General features: G+C 60.4%; 14 protein-coding genes. 6 read left to right on the top strand and 8 right to left on the bottom strand.

All coding sequences use genetic code 11. The annotated features are described in order from the left end of the window. The first annotated feature begins 111 nt into the window (after positions 1 to 111). Both RHP74_RS29480 and RHP74_RS29475 read left to right on the top strand, forming a co-directional pair. A complete protein-coding gene (locus tag RHP74_RS29480) occupies positions 112 to 1,245 on the top strand; it encodes a TIGR03364 family FAD-dependent oxidoreductase (RefSeq protein WP_311096822.1) in 1,134 nt (377 codons plus the stop codon). Beyond that, a complete protein-coding gene (locus tag RHP74_RS29475) occupies positions 1,245 to 1,802 on the top strand; it encodes a phosphonate degradation HD-domain oxygenase (protein ID WP_311096821.1) in 558 nt (185 codons plus the stop codon). The genes RHP74_RS29480 and RHP74_RS29475 overlap by 1 nt, the downstream gene beginning before the upstream one ends. A gap of 119 nt (positions 1,803 to 1,921) precedes the next feature. Here RHP74_RS29475 and RHP74_RS29470 read toward each other — a convergent pair whose 3' ends face one another. Together RHP74_RS29470 and RHP74_RS29465 are read right to left on the bottom strand one after the other, a co-directional pair. Further along, a complete protein-coding gene (locus tag RHP74_RS29470; RefSeq protein ID WP_010466762.1) occupies positions 1,922 to 3,298 on the bottom strand; it encodes a GTPase/DUF3482 domain-containing protein in 1,377 nt (458 codons plus the stop codon). Then, positions 3,291 to 4,670: a DUF2868 domain-containing protein gene (locus tag RHP74_RS29465; RefSeq protein ID WP_077747205.1), complete on the bottom strand. Its 1,380-nt coding sequence runs from the start codon at positions 4,668 to 4,670 to the stop codon at positions 3,291 to 3,293. Before RHP74_RS29465 ends, RHP74_RS29470 begins: the two co-directional genes overlap by 8 nt. Before the next feature lie 85 nt (positions 4,671 to 4,755). Here RHP74_RS29465 and RHP74_RS29460 point away from each other — a divergent pair, with 85 nt between their 5' ends. Beyond that, positions 4,756 to 5,268 carry a dihydrofolate reductase gene (locus RHP74_RS29460; RefSeq protein ID WP_010466767.1) on the top strand — a complete coding sequence of 171 codons (513 nt, stop codon included), beginning with the start codon at positions 4,756 to 4,758 and terminating at the stop codon, positions 5,266 to 5,268. Between the two features lie 121 nt (positions 5,269 to 5,389). Here the strand turns inward: RHP74_RS29460 and RHP74_RS29455 are convergent, their stop codons facing one another. Then, positions 5,390 to 6,781 carry an L-cystine transporter gene (locus RHP74_RS29455; protein ID WP_145306687.1) on the bottom strand — a complete coding sequence of 464 codons (1,392 nt, stop codon included), beginning with the start codon at positions 6,779 to 6,781 and terminating at the stop codon, positions 5,390 to 5,392. A 242-nt stretch (positions 6,782 to 7,023) separates the two neighbouring features. Here RHP74_RS29455 and RHP74_RS29450 point away from each other — a divergent pair, with 242 nt between their 5' ends. Next, positions 7,024 to 8,079 carry a phosphorylcholine phosphatase gene (locus RHP74_RS29450; protein ID WP_010466771.1) on the top strand — a complete coding sequence of 352 codons (1,056 nt, stop codon included), beginning with the start codon at positions 7,024 to 7,026 and terminating at the stop codon, positions 8,077 to 8,079. A gap of 186 nt (positions 8,080 to 8,265) precedes the next feature. Here RHP74_RS29450 and ilvD read toward each other — a convergent pair whose 3' ends face one another. From ilvD to RHP74_RS29425, 5 genes are all read right to left on the bottom strand, one after another. Then, the gene (gene ilvD / locus RHP74_RS29445; protein ID WP_010466773.1) at positions 8,266 to 10,107 is read right to left on the bottom strand and encodes a dihydroxy-acid dehydratase; all 1,842 of its coding nucleotides are present in this window, start codon (positions 10,105 to 10,107) and stop codon (positions 8,266 to 8,268) included. Positions 10,108 to 10,365: 258 nt separating this feature from the next. Continuing rightward, positions 10,366 to 11,571 carry an MFS transporter gene (locus tag RHP74_RS29440; protein WP_083375533.1) on the bottom strand — a complete coding sequence of 402 codons (1,206 nt, stop codon included), beginning with the start codon at positions 11,569 to 11,571 and terminating at the stop codon, positions 10,366 to 10,368. Beyond that, positions 11,564 to 12,541, bottom strand: coding sequence for a diiron oxygenase (locus tag RHP74_RS29435; RefSeq protein ID WP_311096820.1), 978 nt, complete (start codon positions 12,539 to 12,541; stop codon positions 11,564 to 11,566). Before RHP74_RS29435 ends, RHP74_RS29440 begins: the two co-directional genes overlap by 8 nt. Further along, positions 12,538 to 13,617 (bottom strand): SagB family peptide dehydrogenase, encoded by a 1,080-nt coding sequence (locus RHP74_RS29430; RefSeq protein WP_145306695.1) that lies wholly within the window; start codon positions 13,615 to 13,617, stop codon positions 12,538 to 12,540. Before RHP74_RS29430 ends, RHP74_RS29435 begins: the two co-directional genes overlap by 4 nt. Positions 13,618 to 14,043: 426 nt before the next feature. After that, positions 14,044 to 15,240, bottom strand: a complete 1,197-nt coding sequence (locus RHP74_RS29425; protein WP_003195152.1) for a class I SAM-dependent rRNA methyltransferase — start codon at positions 15,238 to 15,240, stop codon at positions 14,044 to 14,046. 312 nt (positions 15,241 to 15,552) lie between these two features. On the opposite strand from RHP74_RS29425, the gene RHP74_RS29420 reads away from it, so the two are divergent. Continuing rightward, complete coding sequence (locus RHP74_RS29420) at positions 15,553 to 16,368, top strand: HDOD domain-containing protein (RefSeq protein WP_169857237.1); 816 nt, start codon at positions 15,553 to 15,555, stop codon at positions 16,366 to 16,368. A gap of 45 nt (positions 16,369 to 16,413) precedes the next feature. Further along, the gene (gene mutM / locus RHP74_RS29415; protein WP_010466788.1) at positions 16,414 to 17,226 is read left to right on the top strand and encodes a bifunctional DNA-formamidopyrimidine glycosylase/DNA-(apurinic or apyrimidinic site) lyase; all 813 of its coding nucleotides are present in this window, start codon (positions 16,414 to 16,416) and stop codon (positions 17,224 to 17,226) included. Positions 17,227 to 17,269 lie beyond the last annotated feature (43 nt).

Here is a 17,269-nt window from a genome sequence, read left to right as displayed (position 1 = left end):
CTTCGCGGGCAAGCCTCGCTCCTACAGGGTTGGTGTCGTTTGTGATAACGCGCAACCCTGCAGGAGCGAGGCTTGCCCGCGAAGGCGGCTTCAAATTCAGGACATCACTTGATGACACACCACAACGACATGCTGATCGTCGGCGCCGGCATTCTCGGTTTGTCCCACGCCTACGCCGCCGCCAGACGCGGTCTGAAGGTCACGGTTTTCGAACGCAGCGAAACCCCCTTGGGCGCCTCGGTCCGCAACTTCGGCCAGGCCCTCGTCACCGGCCAACCCCCGGGCCCGATGCTCGAACTGGCCAGGGCCAGCCGCGAGATCTGGGGCCAATGGGCACAACTGACCGGGTTGCAACTCAAGCGCAACGGCTCGTATTTGTTCGCTCGCAGCGAAGCCGAAGAACACCTGCTCGAAGCCTTCTGCACCGGCCGCGCCGTGGAATACGGTTACCGCGTCGACCTGCTGCGCGGTGCTGCCTTGCGCGATCTCTACGGCGGTCAGTTCCGCCATCACCGCGCGGCGTTGCACGGCCTGGACGATCAGCAACTGTATTCCCGTGAAGCGATTCCGGCGTTGATCGACTACTTGCGTCGCGAGCTCGGCGTCGCGTTTCACTTCTCTACCCTGGTGCGCGATATCGAGCCGGGTCGCCTGCGCAGCACGGCTGGCACGTTCAGCGCCGATCAGATTATCGTCTGCTCCGGCCACGATTATCAGACCTTGCTGGCCGAGCCGATCGCCGCGCTCAACCCGCAAATCTGCCGCCTGCAAATGCTCCGCGCCCGGCCGCAGATCAACCTCAACCTGCAACACGCATTGCTCACCGGTTTAAGTTGCGTGCATTACGGCGCCTTCGCCGATCTGCCGGAAGCGGCAGCGGTGCAGGCGCAGATTCTGCGCGAGGAGCCACACTTGCATGAAAACGGCATCCACCTGCTGATCAGCCCGACGCCTTACGGTGAGTTGATCATCGGCGACTCCCACCATTACGGCCGCGATCCATCGCCGTTCAATGCCGAGCAGGTCGATGACTGGATGATCGGACTCGCTGAACAAACCCTGGGGTGCAAGGTGCAGGTGGTCGAGCGCTGGCAGGGCGTCTATGGTTCACGGGGGCCGGGGCCGTTCTCGTTTCTGCTCCCGATGCCGGGTGTGAGCGTGGCGCTGATGCACACCGGTGTCGGCATGAGCGTCGGCCCGGCGCTGGCCGAACGTAACGTCGCCACCTTATTGGGAGAGCATTGATGGACAGCAATGAGCAAGTGATCGCCGAGGTGTTTGGGCTGTACGAACGCTTTGGCGACAGCGATTACATCGGCGAGCCGGTGTCGCAGATCGAACACATGTCCCAGGCCGCCGAACTGGCCATGGCCGAGGGCTTTGATGACGAAGTGGTGCTGGCCGCGTTCTTCCATGACATCGGGCATATCTGTGGCGAGAGCGCCGAGAACATGGGTGGTTTTGGTGTGGTCAGCCACGAACGTCTGGGCGCCGATTACTTGCGTCGGGCCGGTTTCAGCGAGCGCCTGGCGCGGCTGGTGGAATACCACGTTCAGGCCAAGCGTTATCTGACGCTTAAAGAGCCCGGGTACTACGAGCGATTGAGCGAAGCCAGCCGCCGGACCCTGGAATACCAGGGTGGGGTGATGACCGCGGAAGAGGCTGAAGCCTTCGAGAAGGATCCGTTATGCAAGGCCAGTTTGCGGATGCGCCAGTGGGATGAACAGGCCAAGGACATGGGCGTGCCGGTGATGGATCTGGGGGTGTTGAAGGATAAGGCGTTGCGGCTGTTGGCTGCGTAATAGCTCGAAACCGGGTCGCTGCCATCGCGAGCAGGCTCGCTTCCACAGGGGAACGCATTCCAATGTGGGAGCGAGCCTGCTCGCGAAGGGGCCAGCCCGGACACCCCAATTACCAAGGTTTACAACTGCTGCGCCAACACCTCAACCTGCTCTTGCCGCTCCGCCTGACTCAACTTCGCCTGCGGATTCAGCGACGACCACTGCGGATGTGCCCGGGCCTTGTTCAGGGCTTCGGGCAGTTTGCCTTCGCGCCAGGTTTTGTCCTGTGGCGTGGCCACCTGGATGCTGTCCATCGCCGCATGACCACGGGCATTCAGCGCTTGCAGCAATTGGCGCTGACGCAAGGCCAACAGCCTCAACACGCTGTCGTCGACCGTCAATTCTCGCTGACCTCTGATCTTGCCCATTAACCGGCTGCCATAACTGCGGGCGGTTTGCAGGGCGCCGCCGGCAATGGCGCCGGCCAGTGCCGCCGCGCCGAGGGTCAGGCCGCCCACCAGTAAATCAACCCCGGCACCGGCCGCCGCGCCGGCCGCGATGCCACCGCCGACCCGCACGCCCAATTGCTTGAGGGTTTCCGGGTTGAACAAATCATCGCCCCAGCGGCCATCGAGCAGCGGCAGCTCACTGGCCGCAGCGTCCTGTGGGCGGAAGGCATAGAGTTTGAGCAAACCTTCAACGCAGCGCTGTTCCCGTTGGCGAACGGCTTTGCGCAGTTCGCTGATCGCCTGTTGTTCCTGCTCCGCGTCGCTGACCACGCTACGCCGGCACGCGGCGCAATCGATCAGCAACTCGGCAATCAATCGCGCCGCACTCTGTTGGCGAGCCAGGCGTTGAGCCTGTTGATCGGCGATCAGGCGCTCCAATTGTTCGCGGGAGTTTTCCAGCAGCAAGGCGAGGCTTTCATAGAGTCGACGTTCGCCATCTTCGGGCGGTGCAACGCTGTCGAAACGCACCAGGGCATGCAGGCCCAAGCGTGCCAGGGCTTCACGCCAATCCGGCTCGCGATGGTTGGCGCTGCTGACGAAATTCAGCACCGGCAGCAGCGGTTTGCCGCAACTGGCCAACACTTCCAGTTCGTCGCGGTACTTGGCCAGGACCGGCTCCCGGGCGTCGATCACATAGAGGCCGGCGTCCGAGGCGAGCAATTGGCGCAGTACTTTGGCTTCCTGTTCAAAGCGCTGCCGGGCTTCGCTGCCGTCGAGGAATCGGGCCAACCGTGCCGGGCCGTCGAGGCGTTCGCCGGGACGTTCCAGGCGCTCGAGGTAGTCGAGCAGGGCGATGGCGTCTTCGAGGCCGGGCGTGTCGTAGAGATCGAGCAACGGCTCGCCGTCCACCGACAACCGCGCGCCTTCGACATGGCGGGTGGTGCTGGGGCGATGGGACACGTCACCGAAACCGACGTCCCGGGTGAGCGTGCGCAGCAACGAGGTTTTGCCGACGTTGGTGTGGCCGACCACGGCCAGCTTCAAGGGCGCTTTCCAGGCATTAGTCATGGCCGGTCTCCAGCCAGTTCACGGGCGCGCAATCGGCGAACGGCAGGTCCAGCTGTTGCAGCGCTACGTGCCAGTCGCCGAGACGTTCGGCATCCAGTGCTTCGCCGGGCGGCGCTTGCAGCAGCCAGACACGGGTGGCAGCGGCATTGCGCGCCAGTTCGGCGATCAGGGCCAGGCTGCCACGGTCGGGCGAACGTCGCGGATCGCAGGCAATCGCCAGGCGTGCCGGAGGGAAACGACTCAACTGTTCGAGCAGTTTGTTGCGCGATTCGCGACTGTCGAGGATGCCGGCGTTGTTCACGGTTTTCGGCAGTTGCGGCGGCCACGGGCGTTGATCGTCCAGCTCGATGGCCACCAGCAACGCGCCGTCGCTTTGCTGCTCACTGACGCCGCTTTCGACACGATGCAGTTGCGCAGGCGCGGCATCACTGATGCCGAGGCGTTCGCTGGTGGGCATCAGCCGTTCGCGCAATTGGGCGTAACCGGGCAGGTTCAAATCCAGGCGCAAAGCGGCTTGGCCGGAGGTCCAGCGCCAGCGGCAGAACAGCATCAGCAACAAACGCGGCAACACCCCGTAGACCAGCAACACGCCCACCAGCCAAGCGGCCCAGGCCTGACGAGCGCTTTCGATGTTCAGCGCGGCATCGCCACTGGCGCGGATCATCTCCACGCTGGGCACGCTGAAACCGAGCAAGGCCGGCAGGGCGCCGAGAGCCTGGGTCATGGCGACGAAGGTGTCACCGCGCAGAATGGTGGTTTCCCAGACAAAGCCGTAGCGCCGGGTCGCCATCAGCATCAGCACGATAACCAGCGCACTGAGCAACGCCAGCAACCACAAGCCGTTGACCAGCACGCCGATCGCCCAGCGATTGAGTTTGCGTCGCTGCAATAACAGCAGCAGGGCGGGTGCCAGTTGCGCGGCTTTGGCATCACGAGCGAGTTTTTCGCTGAGCCACAGCCATAAGCGTCCAAGGCTGGCGCCGTGCTCACCGGCAAACACCAGGCCCAACGCCCAGCTCAGCAGCAGAATCAGATTGAGCCCAAGCAGACTGCCCAGGGCCCAGAACACATTTACCGGGGTCTGGCCATCACCCAGTGCGGCAAACGCCAGGCCAGCACCGCTGACGATGGCCAGCACCGCCATGACGATCAGCGCCAGTCGCGCGCCTTGCAGCCAATGCTTGAGGGCGTCGGACAAACCGTCGCGCTCGGCCAGCCACACGGCACGGCGCTGAATTCGCGTCGGCAAGTCGCCGCCGGCGCTGCGGGCCAGCCGGTTGGCTTCCAGATCCTCCAGGGGGCCGGCGTGTTCTTCACGCAGGCGCACCGTCTCGGTCAGCCAGAGGTTTTGCAGTGGAGTCAGTTCAGTCACGCGGCATCCCGTCGCTCAAATGAGCTGTGAGCATAACCGCTGTGGCGCTTATCGGGGTACGGGAGGCTCTGGTATCCTCGCCGGCATGACTAAATCACTCCCCCTCAGCCTGATCGCAGCCCTCGGTGAAAACCGTGTGATCGGCGTCGACAACAGCATGCCCTGGCACTTGCCGGGGGACTTCAAATACTTCAAGGCCACCACCCTCGGCAAACCGATCATCATGGGTCGCAAGACCTGGGATTCCCTCGGCCGGCCGCTGCCGGGCCGATTGAACATCGTGGTCAGCCGTCAGGCGGATCTGGTGTTGGAAGGCGCGGAGGTTTATCCGTCGCTGGAGGCGGCCGTGGCTCGCGCGCAGGAATGGGCGAACGAGCAGGGCGTCGATGAAGTGATGCTGATTGGCGGCGCGCAATTGTATGCGCAGGGGATGGCGCAGGCGGATCGGTTGTATCTGACCCGAGTAGCGTTGAGCCCGGAAGGGGATGCGTGGTTTCCGGAGTTTGATTTGGGGCAGTGGACATTGGTCTCCAACACCCAGAATCCGGCTGAAGGCGACAAACCAGCGTACGACTTTGAAGTTTGGGAGAAAGTCTAAAAGCTTCGCGGGCAAGCCTCGCTCCTACAGGATTTGTGTCGATCGCGAAAATTGCGTACGACACAAATTCTGGTAGGAGCGAGGCTTGCCCGCGAAGAGGCCAGCTCAGACGCTAAAAAACTTAAGCGTGCGCCAACTCCGCATGCTCATCGGCATCCAGCAGTGCTTTATCCGTCTGCTGCATGATCTGGCTGGTAATCGCCCCGGCCGTGATCGAACCACTCACGTTCAACGCCGTGCGGCCCATATCGATCAGCGGCTCAACCGAAATCAGCAACGCCACCAATGACACCGGCAAACCCATCGCCGGCAGCACGATCAGCGCGGCAAACGTCGCACCGCCGCCCACGCCCGCCACACCGGCTGAACTCAAGGTCACAATCGCCACCAGTGTTGCGATCCACAGCGGGTCCAGCGGGTTGATGCCGACAGTCGGCGCCACCATCACCGCCAACATCGCCGGGTACAGACCGGCACAGCCATTCTGGCCAATGGTCGCGCCGAACGACGCGGCGAAACTGGCGATGGATTGCGGGATGCCCAGGCGGCTGGTCTGCGCTTCGATGCTCAGTGGAATCGTCGCGGCGCTGGAGCGGCTAGTGAACGCGAACGTCAGCACCGGCCAGATCTTGCGGAAGAACCGCAGCGGGTTGATCCCGGCCGCCGACACCAACAGGCCATGGACCACAAACATCAGGCCCAGGCCGATGTAGGAAACCACCACGAAACTGCCGAGCTTGATGATGTCTTGCAGGTTGGAACCGGCGACCACTTTGGTCATCAGCGCCAATACGCCGTAGGGGGTCAGCTTCATCACCAGACGCACCAGACGCATCACCCAGGCTTGCAGGGTGTCGATGGCGTTGATCACTTTCTGACCTTTCTCGACGTCATCCTTGAGCAGTTGCAGCGCCGCGACACCGAGGAACGCGGCGAAGATCACCACGCTGATGATCGACGTCGGCTTGGCGCGAGCGAGGTCGGCGAACGGGTTTTGCGGAATGAACGACAGCAGCAGCTGCGGCACATTCAGGTCGGCAACCTTGCCGGCATAGTCGGTCTGGATGGTTTGTAGGCGAGCCATTTCCTGGGTGCCGGCGACCAGGCCTTCGGCGGTCAGGCCGAACAGGTTGGTCAAGCCGATACCGATCAGCGCCGCAATGGCCGTGGTGAACAGCAGCGTGCCGATGGTCAGGAAGCTGATCTTGCCCAGCGACGAGGCGTTGTGCAGACGGGCCACGGCGCTGAGGATCGAGGCGAACACCAGCGGGATGACGATCATTTGCAGCAACTGCACGTACCCGTTGCCCACCAGATCGAACCAGCCGATCGAGGCTTTCAGCACCGGGTTGCCGGCACCGTAAATCGTGTGCAACGCGACACCGAAGACCACGCCCAATACCAACGCGAGCAGGACTTTTTTCGCCAGGCTCCAGGTCGTGTGGCGGGTTTGCGCGAGGCCAAACAGTAACGCGAGGAACACCAGCAGATTGAGGATCAGCGGCAGATTCATGAGAACTCCGAAAGTGACTTGTGCCAGCCACCTTCCGGGGCAGCTGCGAACCGGCAAGCCTAACAGCTTGATTTGCAAAGAATTAATATCAAAAAAGTCTGATAACTGTCGTTTTTGGAATAAGCCGGTGTCGCTGTCGGGGATGCACTTGACGCGAAAGGGACGTGTGCGGTCGCTAGTGGACGAGAGTTGTCACACTTATTTGTTAGCGTCGATATCTTTGGATCAGGGAGAAACCGCCGATGAAGCTCGCACCAAAATTTCTCGCAGCAGTACTCTGTCTTGGCCTCGCCGGCCAGGTCTTCGCCACGGATTTGAAGCACTGGCCAGCCGATCAGGCCAAGGCGCTGGACGCGATGATTGCAGCCAACGCGAACAAAGGTAACTACGCGGTGTTCGACATGGACAACACCAGTTACCGCTACGATCTCGAAGAGTCGTTGCTGCCGTACATGGAAAGCAAAGGCCTGATCACCCGCGAGAAACTCGACCCCTCCCTGAAACTGATCCCGTTCAAGGACACCGCCGACCATAAGGAAAGCCTGTTCAGCTACTACTATCGCCTCTGCGAACTCGACGACATGGTGTGCTATCCATGGGTCGCGCAAGTGTTCTCCGGTTTCACCCTCCAGGAACTCAAAGGCTACGTCGATGAGCTGATGGCCTTGGACAAGCCAGTGCCGGCGACCTATTACGAAGGCGATGTGGTCAAGAACCTCGACGTCAACCCGCCGAAAATCTTCACCGGTCAGAAAGAGCTCTACAACAAGCTGATGGAGAACGGCATCGAGGTCTACGTGATGACCGCCGCCTCGGAAGAGCTGGTGCGCATGGTCGCTTCCGATCCGAAGTACGGCTACAACGTCAAACCGCAAAACGTCATTGGCGTGAGCCTGCTGCTCAAGGACCCGAAGTCCGGCGAATTGACCACGGCGCGTAAGCAAATCACTGCGGGCAAGTATGACGAGAAGGCCAACCTTGGCCTCGAACTGACCCCGTACCTGTGGACCCCGGCGACCTGGATGGCGGGTAAGCAAGCGGCGATCCTGACCTACATCGATGAATGGAAAAAACCGGTGCTCGTCGGCGGCGACACCCCGACCAGCGACGGCTTCATGCTGTTCCACAGCGTCGACGTGGCCAAGGGCGGCATTCACTTGTGGATCAACCGCAAGGACAAATACATGACCCAGATTAACGGCATGATGGCCAAGCACGCGGCAGCACAGGCCAAGGAAGGGTTGCCGGTGACGGCGGACAAGAACTGGGTGATCGTGAAACCGGAGGAAATCCAGTAAGCACCAAAAATCCAATGTGGGAGTGAGCCTGCTCGCGATAGCGCAGTGTCAGACGACATCGATGGTGACAGACATACCGCTATCGCGAGCAGGCTCACTCCTACAGTTGATCTCCAGTGTTTGGGGGATCGTGGTCAAAAAAATGCCCCGCACTTGGCGGGGCATTTTTTGTTCGACGGTTAAGCCTTACAGCCCGTCGAGCATTGCCTTGTTACGCACGGCACCCTTGTCGGCGCTGGTCGCCAGCAGGGCGTAGGCCTTCAGTGCAGTGGTCACCTTGCGTGGACGTTTTTCCACAGGCTTCCAGCCTTTCTGATCCTGCTCGGCACGACGGCCGGCCATTTCTTCGTCGCTGATCAACAGATTGATCGAGCGGTTCGGAATGTCGATCAGCACCTTGTCACCGTCCTGCACCAGACCAATCGCGCCGCCTGCAGCGGCTTCCGGCGAAGCATGGCCGATGGACAGGCCCGAGGTGCCGCCGGAGAAGCGGCCGTCGGTGAGCAGGGCGCAGGCTTTGCCCAGGCCTTTGGATTTCAGGTACGACGTCGGATAGAGCATTTCCTGCATGCCCGGGCCGCCTTTCGGACCTTCGTAACGGATGATCACGATGTCGCCGGCCTTCACTTCGTCGGCGAGGATGCCGCGAACGGCGCTGTCCTGGCTTTCGAAGATCTTCGCGTTGCCTTCGAACACGTGGATCGATTCGTCGACGCCAGCGGTTTTCACCACACAGCCGTCCAGTGCGATGTTGCCGTAGAGAACGGCCAGGCCGCCTTCTTTCGAGTAGGCATGCTCAACACTGCGGATGCAGCCGTTTTCACGGTCGTCGTCCAGGGTTTCCCAACGGGTCGACTGGCTGAATGCGGTTTGCGTCGGGATGCCCGCAGGACCGGCTTTGAAGAAGTGATGCACGGCTTCATCGTCGGTCTGGGTGATGTCCCACTTGGCGATGCCTTCGGCCAGGGTCTTGCTGTGCACGGTCGGCAGGTCGGTGTGCAGCAGGCCGCCACGGGCCAGCGAGCCGAGGATGCTGAAGATCCCGCCAGCGCGGTGCACGTCTTCCATATGGTATTTCTGGATATTCGGAGCGACTTTGCACAGTTGCGGCACGAATCGGGACAGGCGGTCGATGTCGCGCAGGTCGAACTCCATCTCGGCTTCCTGGGCGGCGGCCAGCAAGTGCAGGATGGTGTTGGTAGAGCCGCCCATGGCGATGTCCAAGGTCATGGCGTTTTCGAACGCCTTGAAGTTGGCGATGTTGCGCGGCAGTACCGACTCATCGTTCTCGCCGTAGTAACGCTTGCACAGCTCGACGATGGTACGGCCGGCCTGCAGGAACAGCTGTTCGCGATCACTGTGGGTCGCCAGGGTCGAACCGTTGCCCGGCAATGCCAGGCCCAGGGCTTCGACCAGGCAGTTCATCGAGTTGGCGGTGAACATGCCGGAGCACGAGCCGCAGGTCGGGCAGGCGCTGCGCTCGTACTCGGCGACTTTCTCGTCAGAAGCGCTGGAGTCGGCGGCGATCACCATGGCGTCGACGAGGTCGAGACCGTGGCTGGCCAGTTTGGTCTTGCCGGCTTCCATCGGGCCGCCGGAAACGAAGATCACCGGGATGTTCAGGCGCAGGGCGGCCATCAGCATGCCAGGGGTGATCTTGTCGCAGTTGGAGATGCAGACGATGGCGTCGGCGCAGTGGGCGTTGACCATGTATTCGACGGAGTCGGCGATGATCTCGCGGCTCGGCAGCGAATAGAGCATGCCGTCGTGGCCCATGGCGATGCCGTCATCCACGGCGATGGTGTTGAATTCTTTTGCCACACCGCCAGCGCGTTCGATTTCGCGGGCGACCAGCTGGCCCAGGTCCTTGAGGTGGACGTGGCCCGGTACGAACTGGGTGAACGAGTTGGCAATGGCGATGATCGGCTTTTTGAAGTCGTCATCTTTCATCCCCGTGGCGCGCCACAGTGCGCGGGCGCCGGCCATGTTGCGGCCGTGGGTGGATGTTTTCGAGCGGTAATCAGGCATGAAGCACTCCGGGCGGCTAATCAGGTATCAAAAGGGAAGTGAGCTTCTATTGACGTCTGGAACACCCAGAAATGGCCGTGTGTCCGGAAGTTGCCGATAACTTTGCGGGATCGCCGCGCGCTTCAGCTTGAGCTCATAAACCCGCCGGGGGATGACTGGCGATGAATGTCGCGATTCTACACGGCTGGCGTCAGGAGGGAATGCCGGGAAGCGTTGATCCGGCGCTGACACAACGTGCGGGATGACGACTGGCAGGTTTCAGCCCGCCTTCAGCGCCAGATGCCGTCGTGTAATCAAGACATTCAGGCCAAGGCCCGTAGCACTCAAGCTCAGGAAGCACAGGGCTAGTGCCGTGGTCAGGTCTTCGGAGGCAAGGTTGATCACTACGCTGATCACACCGCCGCACATGAAAATCAGCACGCCGCCTACCGAGGTCGAGGTTCCGGCATTCCGGGGGTAGAGACTCATGGCTTTGGAGTTGGCGATGGGCCGGGCAATGGTGGTGCCTGCCGTACAAATCAACATGGGTATCAGCACCGCTGCCGCAGAGAGCCCGAACTGTTCCGCCAACCACAGCATGACCAGCCCTGACAAAGCGATCAGCCCCAGGCCAATGACTATTTGTGTGTTGGCCTGCAGGTACCGATGCAGCGCGCTGGCGACAATCCCGCCAAACACATAAGCCACGCCATACAGCAGCAACGCCCAGGCAAATGCGTAAGGCGACAGCGCCAGCCGCTCCATGAAAATGATCGGTGAAATGACGATGAACGAGAAATGGCAGGCGAAAGCCAAGGCTGAAATCAACCAATACCCCATGAAGCGCAAATCCGAACACAGCCGCCAATAGGCGCTGAAAAAACGTTCAGGTGCCGTGGTATGAAGGTGAGGGTTTTCCCTGAGCAGAAAGAAGGCTTTAAGCCAGACAATGACGGCCAGGCTGATAAACACATAAAAGCTGCCCTGCCAGCCTAGCTGCAATTGCAACCAGGTCCCCAGCAGCGGCGAAATCGAAATGAATACCCCGCCGCCGGTCACCATCCAGATTCTGATTCGCTCCTGTTCCTTGCCGACGAACAGATCCTGAACCAACGCCTGTGACAGGACGAATGACCCGCAACCAACGGCCTGGATCACCCGGAAGAACAAAAACCAGCTGTATTCGCTGGACACCACACACCCTGTCGCTCCGACCACCGCAATTGCGATACCGGCCAGCAGGAGTTTCTTGCGTCCCCACAAATCCGACAATGGGCCGACCAGCACCACGGACAACGCCAGGCCAATGGCGAACACGCTCACCGACAGGGCGATGTCGGACGGTGAGGTCCGAAAGTAGTCAGAAAGATCGGGAAAGGAGGGGAGCACCACATCCAGGGGAAAGACGCCGAGCAGCGTCATGGTCATCAACAGAATGACCATGGCACGTTGTTCGCCCCGGGCTACCTGTTTTCCGTCATTCATCGAACAGCCCTGCCCTGGAGAAAAGTTGGCGATTGGCAGGCAGATCGAAGAACCCGGCTTTTTTCATTGCGTTGAGCGTGGCACCAGCACTCGATCGGACGCGCAGGCGCTGTGCTTGCGAGCCGGTCAGATCCCCAAGGATCTGCGCGACAGACGCTTCACTCAGGCCGGCGCTGCGCAGGCTTTCCCCAAGCCAGCGTTCATCTATCTCAAAGAAAATCAGCAGGATTTCCGCGAGCGACCTGGCGGTGAACGTGCGTTGGCCGCAGTTCAATTGCACCCACAGATGGTGGAATACTTCGCAAAAGTAGCGACTGTGACGCGCTTCGTCGGCCAGGTGATCCCTGAGCATTTCCTGAACGCTGCTCACCAGCGTGTCACGGCAAACGTCGAGCAGTTCCTTGGCGATAATCGTTTCCGAGACGAAGCCGACGAGAAACCACGCCAGTGCCTTGTGCTTGTCCGGTGTGCGATCGAGCAGGGCGTTCAGCCGGGCTATCCGGTGGGGCACGACCGGGCGATCTGTCATGTCGTAAATATCGGCAATCTGCTCGGCGAGGCTGTTGGAAAACAGTGCGTGATAAGCCTCATCCGTATAGAGCTGCAGCGCGGCGGTTTTCATCCGTGGGGGGATGGATACCCCCAGTTCGTTGTGGACGATGGTTTCCACGGAACGGTTGACGATGCGGTGTTCCAGCAGGGTGGTGTAGTCGAGGAAATACACCAGATGGTTGGCGGACAGGCGATGAGTGATTGCTCTGCCTGCTGCTTTGATTGCCGGATGATTCAGGTAGGGCAGAAATTCCGGCGCAAACCAGTGGCGGGTTTCCAGTTGCCGTTTCAGGTCCGGCGGCAATTGGTAGGTGTGTTCGCTGATCCGCACCGAGGCTCGGGTGTTCCAGTCTCCAAGGGTGAAGCGATGGGCCCATGAGGCAGGGGCTGACGCGGGGTCGATGAGGGGCTCGGTCATTGTTCCGCCCCCCGACTGCTCAGCAGGGCTTTCAATTCCTTGCACATCACTTGCCCGTCGCTCTGGCCGCAGCCGACAAAGAACAGCGGTTGCTCTGCGCTGTTCTCAAGTCCCAGCAGCGCTTCGACCTGGTCGTCCGTCAATGCACCGGTCAGCCAGGTGTTCAATCCCAGCGCGGTGGCCGCCAGTTGAAAGGTCTGGGAAATATGACCGGCCTCGACGTAGGCCATTCGGTAGGCCCGCGAGTGTTCATATTTCCACCACAGCTTGTCGAATCGGCTGGTGATGAACAGGCCTGCGGGCAGGTTATTGATGAAGTGTTGTCCGCACATCAGTTGCCCTAAAGGCTGGGGAGGCAGCGGATTAACCAGACTCAGCGCGTGCCCGGTGGGGTGATAGGCGTAGACACCGGGTGGCAGGCCGCTGACGTTTTGCACCAGCAGAAAGCCTTCGCAGGCATTCAGTCCGCCTCCGGACGGGCTGCTGCGCCGGGCGCCGAGACCTTCGACGATGCTTTCGTCGACGTCGTTTTCGCGCTCATGCAGATAGCCGAGGGACAGGTACAGCAATGTACTGACGGCTTCGAGGGAAACGGCTTCACCCGTGAAGGTGCGGCAGGTTTTCCGATTGACCAGGGCGTTTGCCAGGGAACCTTCCGGCAGGCAGGAAGGTTTTGGCAGGGTAATCAGCTCGCATCCCAGGCGTTCCGAGCGCCTGGCTTTCGGCGAGGGCGTGCTCAGGACGTCGCTGCAATGATCAAGGTATTGTTTTGACCATTCATTGATATTTTGCGGAACGTGTTCGCACGGAATGTTCTTGGTGCCGATATGAAATATCTTCGACAGTTCGTCCCAGCCCCAATCTGTAGTATCTGTTATTGCAGTTGTCAGTATTCCAGCGTCAAGTAGCTGGGTGTCAATTGTATTGCGTTCGTTGAACTTTTCGGGGTTGTCGATAAGTTCTGCCAGTCGGGTTGAATACTTCAGGTTCAGTTCAAACTGTTTGTGATTCTTGTAATCCCAGACTATTTGACCGGGCGTGCGTGGAAGTATGAATAAATGAGGACTGATCTGCATGATGGGCGGTTCGCTCTGGGCAATGCCATAGAAAACGCTGGGTAGCCGGCACTCCCCAGCGTCTCATTTACTTAGCGGGCTTTAGGGGCGACCAGGAAAGCCAGGTTGGCGATGCTGTTAGCTTCCAGAGTAATTGCTTTCATTTGGAACTCCTTGTAATTGAAAGTAAGTGTCACTTCGTGGTGACGCTCTCAATCATAGAGTGTAATGAGCGCTTATCAAGGCGATATTGGGTAGGAAACTTCCAGTAATTTCGTCGGATCGATCTTGGGCATGAACAAGTTTTGTCAGTTGAATGCTGAATAGTGAAAGGCGCAGGGAAACGTCCTGCAAGTCCGTAGGATCGCAAGTGTAGGAAGTTTGAACGGAATTCAATAACAGATAATAAAACGGGGAGCCCTCTGGCTCCCCGTCAAACCGGTGTCATCAGCTGTTTGGCAGCAACCGGCAGGTGATGCTCTTGATGTAGCGGGTTTCGGCGATGGCCGGGTGGACCGGGTGGTCCGGGCCCTGACCGCCGCGCTCAAGCATCTGGATGTTGCGGTCCAGGTGGCGGGCGCTGGTCAGCAGGATGTTCTGCAGATCGTCTTCCGGCAGGTGCATCGAGCACGACGCGCTGACCAGGATGCCGTCCTTGCTGAGCAGGCGCATGGCTTGCTCGTTCAGGCGGCGGTAGGCGCCTTCACCGTTCTTCATGTCTTTCTTGCGCTTGATGAAGGCGGGTGGATCGGCAACGATCACGTCGAAGCGTTCTTCGCTGGCTTTCAGCTCTTTCAAGGCTTCGAACACGTCGCCTTCGATGCAGGTCATTTTTTCGGCGAAACCGTTCAGCGCGGCGTTGCGCTCGACGCCGTCGAGGGCGAAGGCCGACGCGTCGACGCAGAACACTTCACTGGCGCCGAACGCGGCCGCTTGCACACCCCAGCCGCCGATGTAGCTGTACAGGTCCAGCACGCGTTTGCCTTTGGCATAAGGAGCCAGGCGTGCGCGGTTCATGCGGTGGTCGTAGAACCAGCCGGTTTTCTGGCCCTGGATGACCGGTGCTTCGAACTTCACGCCGTTTTCTTCCAGCGCGACCCACTCCGGCACCAGGCCGAACACGGTTTCGACATAACGGTTGAGGCCTTCGGCGTCACGGGCAGCGGAGTCATTCTTGAACAGAATGCCGCTTGGCTTGAGCACTTGGGTCAGCGCCGCGATCACGTCTTCTTTATGGGCTTCCATGGTCGCCGAAGCGATCTGCACCACCAGGATGTCGCCGAAGCGGTCGACCACCAGGCCTGGCAGCAAATCGGAGTCGCCGTAGACCAGGCGATAGAACGGCTTGTCGAACAGGCGATCACGCAGGGACAAGGCAACGTTCAGGCGATGGACCAGTAGCGACTTGTCCAGCGGCAACTTGATGTCGCGCGACAGCAGACGGGCGCAGATCAGGTTGTTCGGGCTCATGGCCACGATGCCCAGCGTCTTGCCGCCGGCGGCTTCGAGGATCGCCTGGTCGCCGGCTTGAAAACCGTGCAAAGGGGTCGCCGCTACATCGATTTCGTTGCTATAGACCCACAAGTGGCCGTTTCGCAGGCGACGGTCGGCGTTGGCTTTGAGGCGCAGGCTAGGCAGGGACATGACGTCGCTCCGGAAAAAAGAGCGGGAGTATAGCGTGTTGAGGCTTGCGGCGGGCCGGGCGGGCGATGAAACGCTGATGGACTCCTCGCGGGCAAGCCTCGCTCCTGCTGGATCGTGTGAATCTGCAGGCGCGAGGCTGCCCGCGAAAGCTATTTCGATGGCTATGCAGAAATGAAACATTTCGCCAATGTGTCGGCCGGTGTGTCGGATCCAACTTTATAAAGGTTAGAATCGCCCCCTGGCCCAGAGTGTGTACTTATGTCCCAAGAGCTGACTTCCGAACAGATTCAACAGTCCCTGCAAGGCATCAGTGTGCCTGCCCAGCCGCAAATCATGGTGGATTTGCAGATGGAGCAGTACATGCCCGACCCGGACCTGGAAGTGATCGCGAAGCTGATCTCCCAGGACCCAGGGCTCTCTGGTGCCTTGCTGAAGATCGTCAACTCGCCGTATTACGGCTTGAGCAACAAGATCGCCTCGATCCAGCGTGCGGTGAACCTGCTGGGCAGCCGTTCGATCATCAACCTGATCAACGCGCAGTCGATCAAGGGCGAGATGAACGACGACACCATCGTCACCCTGAACCGGTTCTGGGATACGGCTCAGGACGTGGCGATGACCTGCCTGACGCTGGCCAAGCGCATCGGCGCCCAGGCCGGTGACGAAGCGTACGCGTTGGGTCTGTTCCACGACTGCGGCGTGCCGCTGATGCTGCAACGGTTCCCCAACTACATGACCGTTCTGGAAGAGGCCTACGCCAACGCCAGTGCCGAATGCCGGGTGGTCGACACCGAGAACCGGGTGTTCAACACCAACCACGCGGTGGTCGGTTACTACACGGCCAAGTCCTGGCGCCTGCCGGAGCATGTGACCGCCGCTATCGCCAATCACCACAACGCCTTGGCGATCTTCAGCGACGAATCTTCGCGCAACGCTCAGCTCAAGAACCTGCTGGCGATCCTGAAGATGGCCGAGCACATTTGTGCGTCATACCGGGTGTTGGGTAATCAGACCGAAGATCATGAGTGGAACAGCATCGGTCATCTGGTGCTCGATTATGTCGGCCTCTCGGACTACGACTTCGAGACCCTCAAGCAAACGATTCGTGACCTCGGCGCCCACCGCTGAACATCGGCTGCCGCATTTATTCGAGCGCCCTGATTCGAGAACACCATGCCTGAACTGCCGGAAGTCGAAACCACCCGCCGCGGGATTGCGCCGCACCTGGAAGGCCAGCGCGTCAGCCGGGTGATCGTGCGTGACCGCCGATTGCGCTGGCCGATTCCTGAAGACCTCGATGTGCGCCTGTCCGGCCAGCGCATCGTGCTGGTGGAACGCCGCGCCAAGTACCTGCTGATCAATGCTGAAGTGGGCACGCTGATCAGTCACTTGGGTATGTCGGGCAACCTGCGATTGGTTGAAGTCGGTATGCCGGCGGCGAAGCATGAGCATGTGGACATCGAACTCGAGTCCGGCCTGGCCCTGCGCTATACCGACCCGCGCCGGTTTGGCGCGATGCTCTGGAGTCTCGATCCGCTCAACCACGAACTGTTGATTCGCCTGGGGCCGGAGCCGTTGACCGACCTGTTTGATGGCGATCGCTTGTTTCAGCAGTCCCGCGGACGATCCATGGCGGTCAAGCCGTTCATCATGGATAACGCGGTGGTGGTCGGCGTCGGCAACATCTACGCGACCGAAGCCCTGTTCGCCGCCGGCATCGACCCGCGTCGCGAGGCCAAGAGCATTTCCCGGGCGCGCTATTTGAAGCTGGCGATCGAGATCAAACGCATTCTGGCCGCGGCCATTGAGCGGGGCGGTACGACGCTGCGGGACTTTATCGGCGGCGACGGTCAGCCGGGGTATTTCCAGCAGGAATTGTTTGTCTACGGCCGGGGCAGTGAGCCCTGCAAAGTCTGTGGCACTGAACTGCGCGAAGTGAAACTGGGGCAGCGCGCCAGCGTCTTTTGCCCACGCTGCCAGAGCTGATACGTACGACGGTCTATAGTCAGTGTTCTCACTGCCTAGCCGA

The organism is Pseudomonas sp. SG20052 (genome assembly GCF_031766055.1).
Classification (GTDB): domain Bacteria; phylum Pseudomonadota; class Gammaproteobacteria; order Pseudomonadales; family Pseudomonadaceae; genus Aquipseudomonas; species Aquipseudomonas mandelii.
This window is presented reverse-complemented; position numbering and strand designations above follow the sequence as displayed.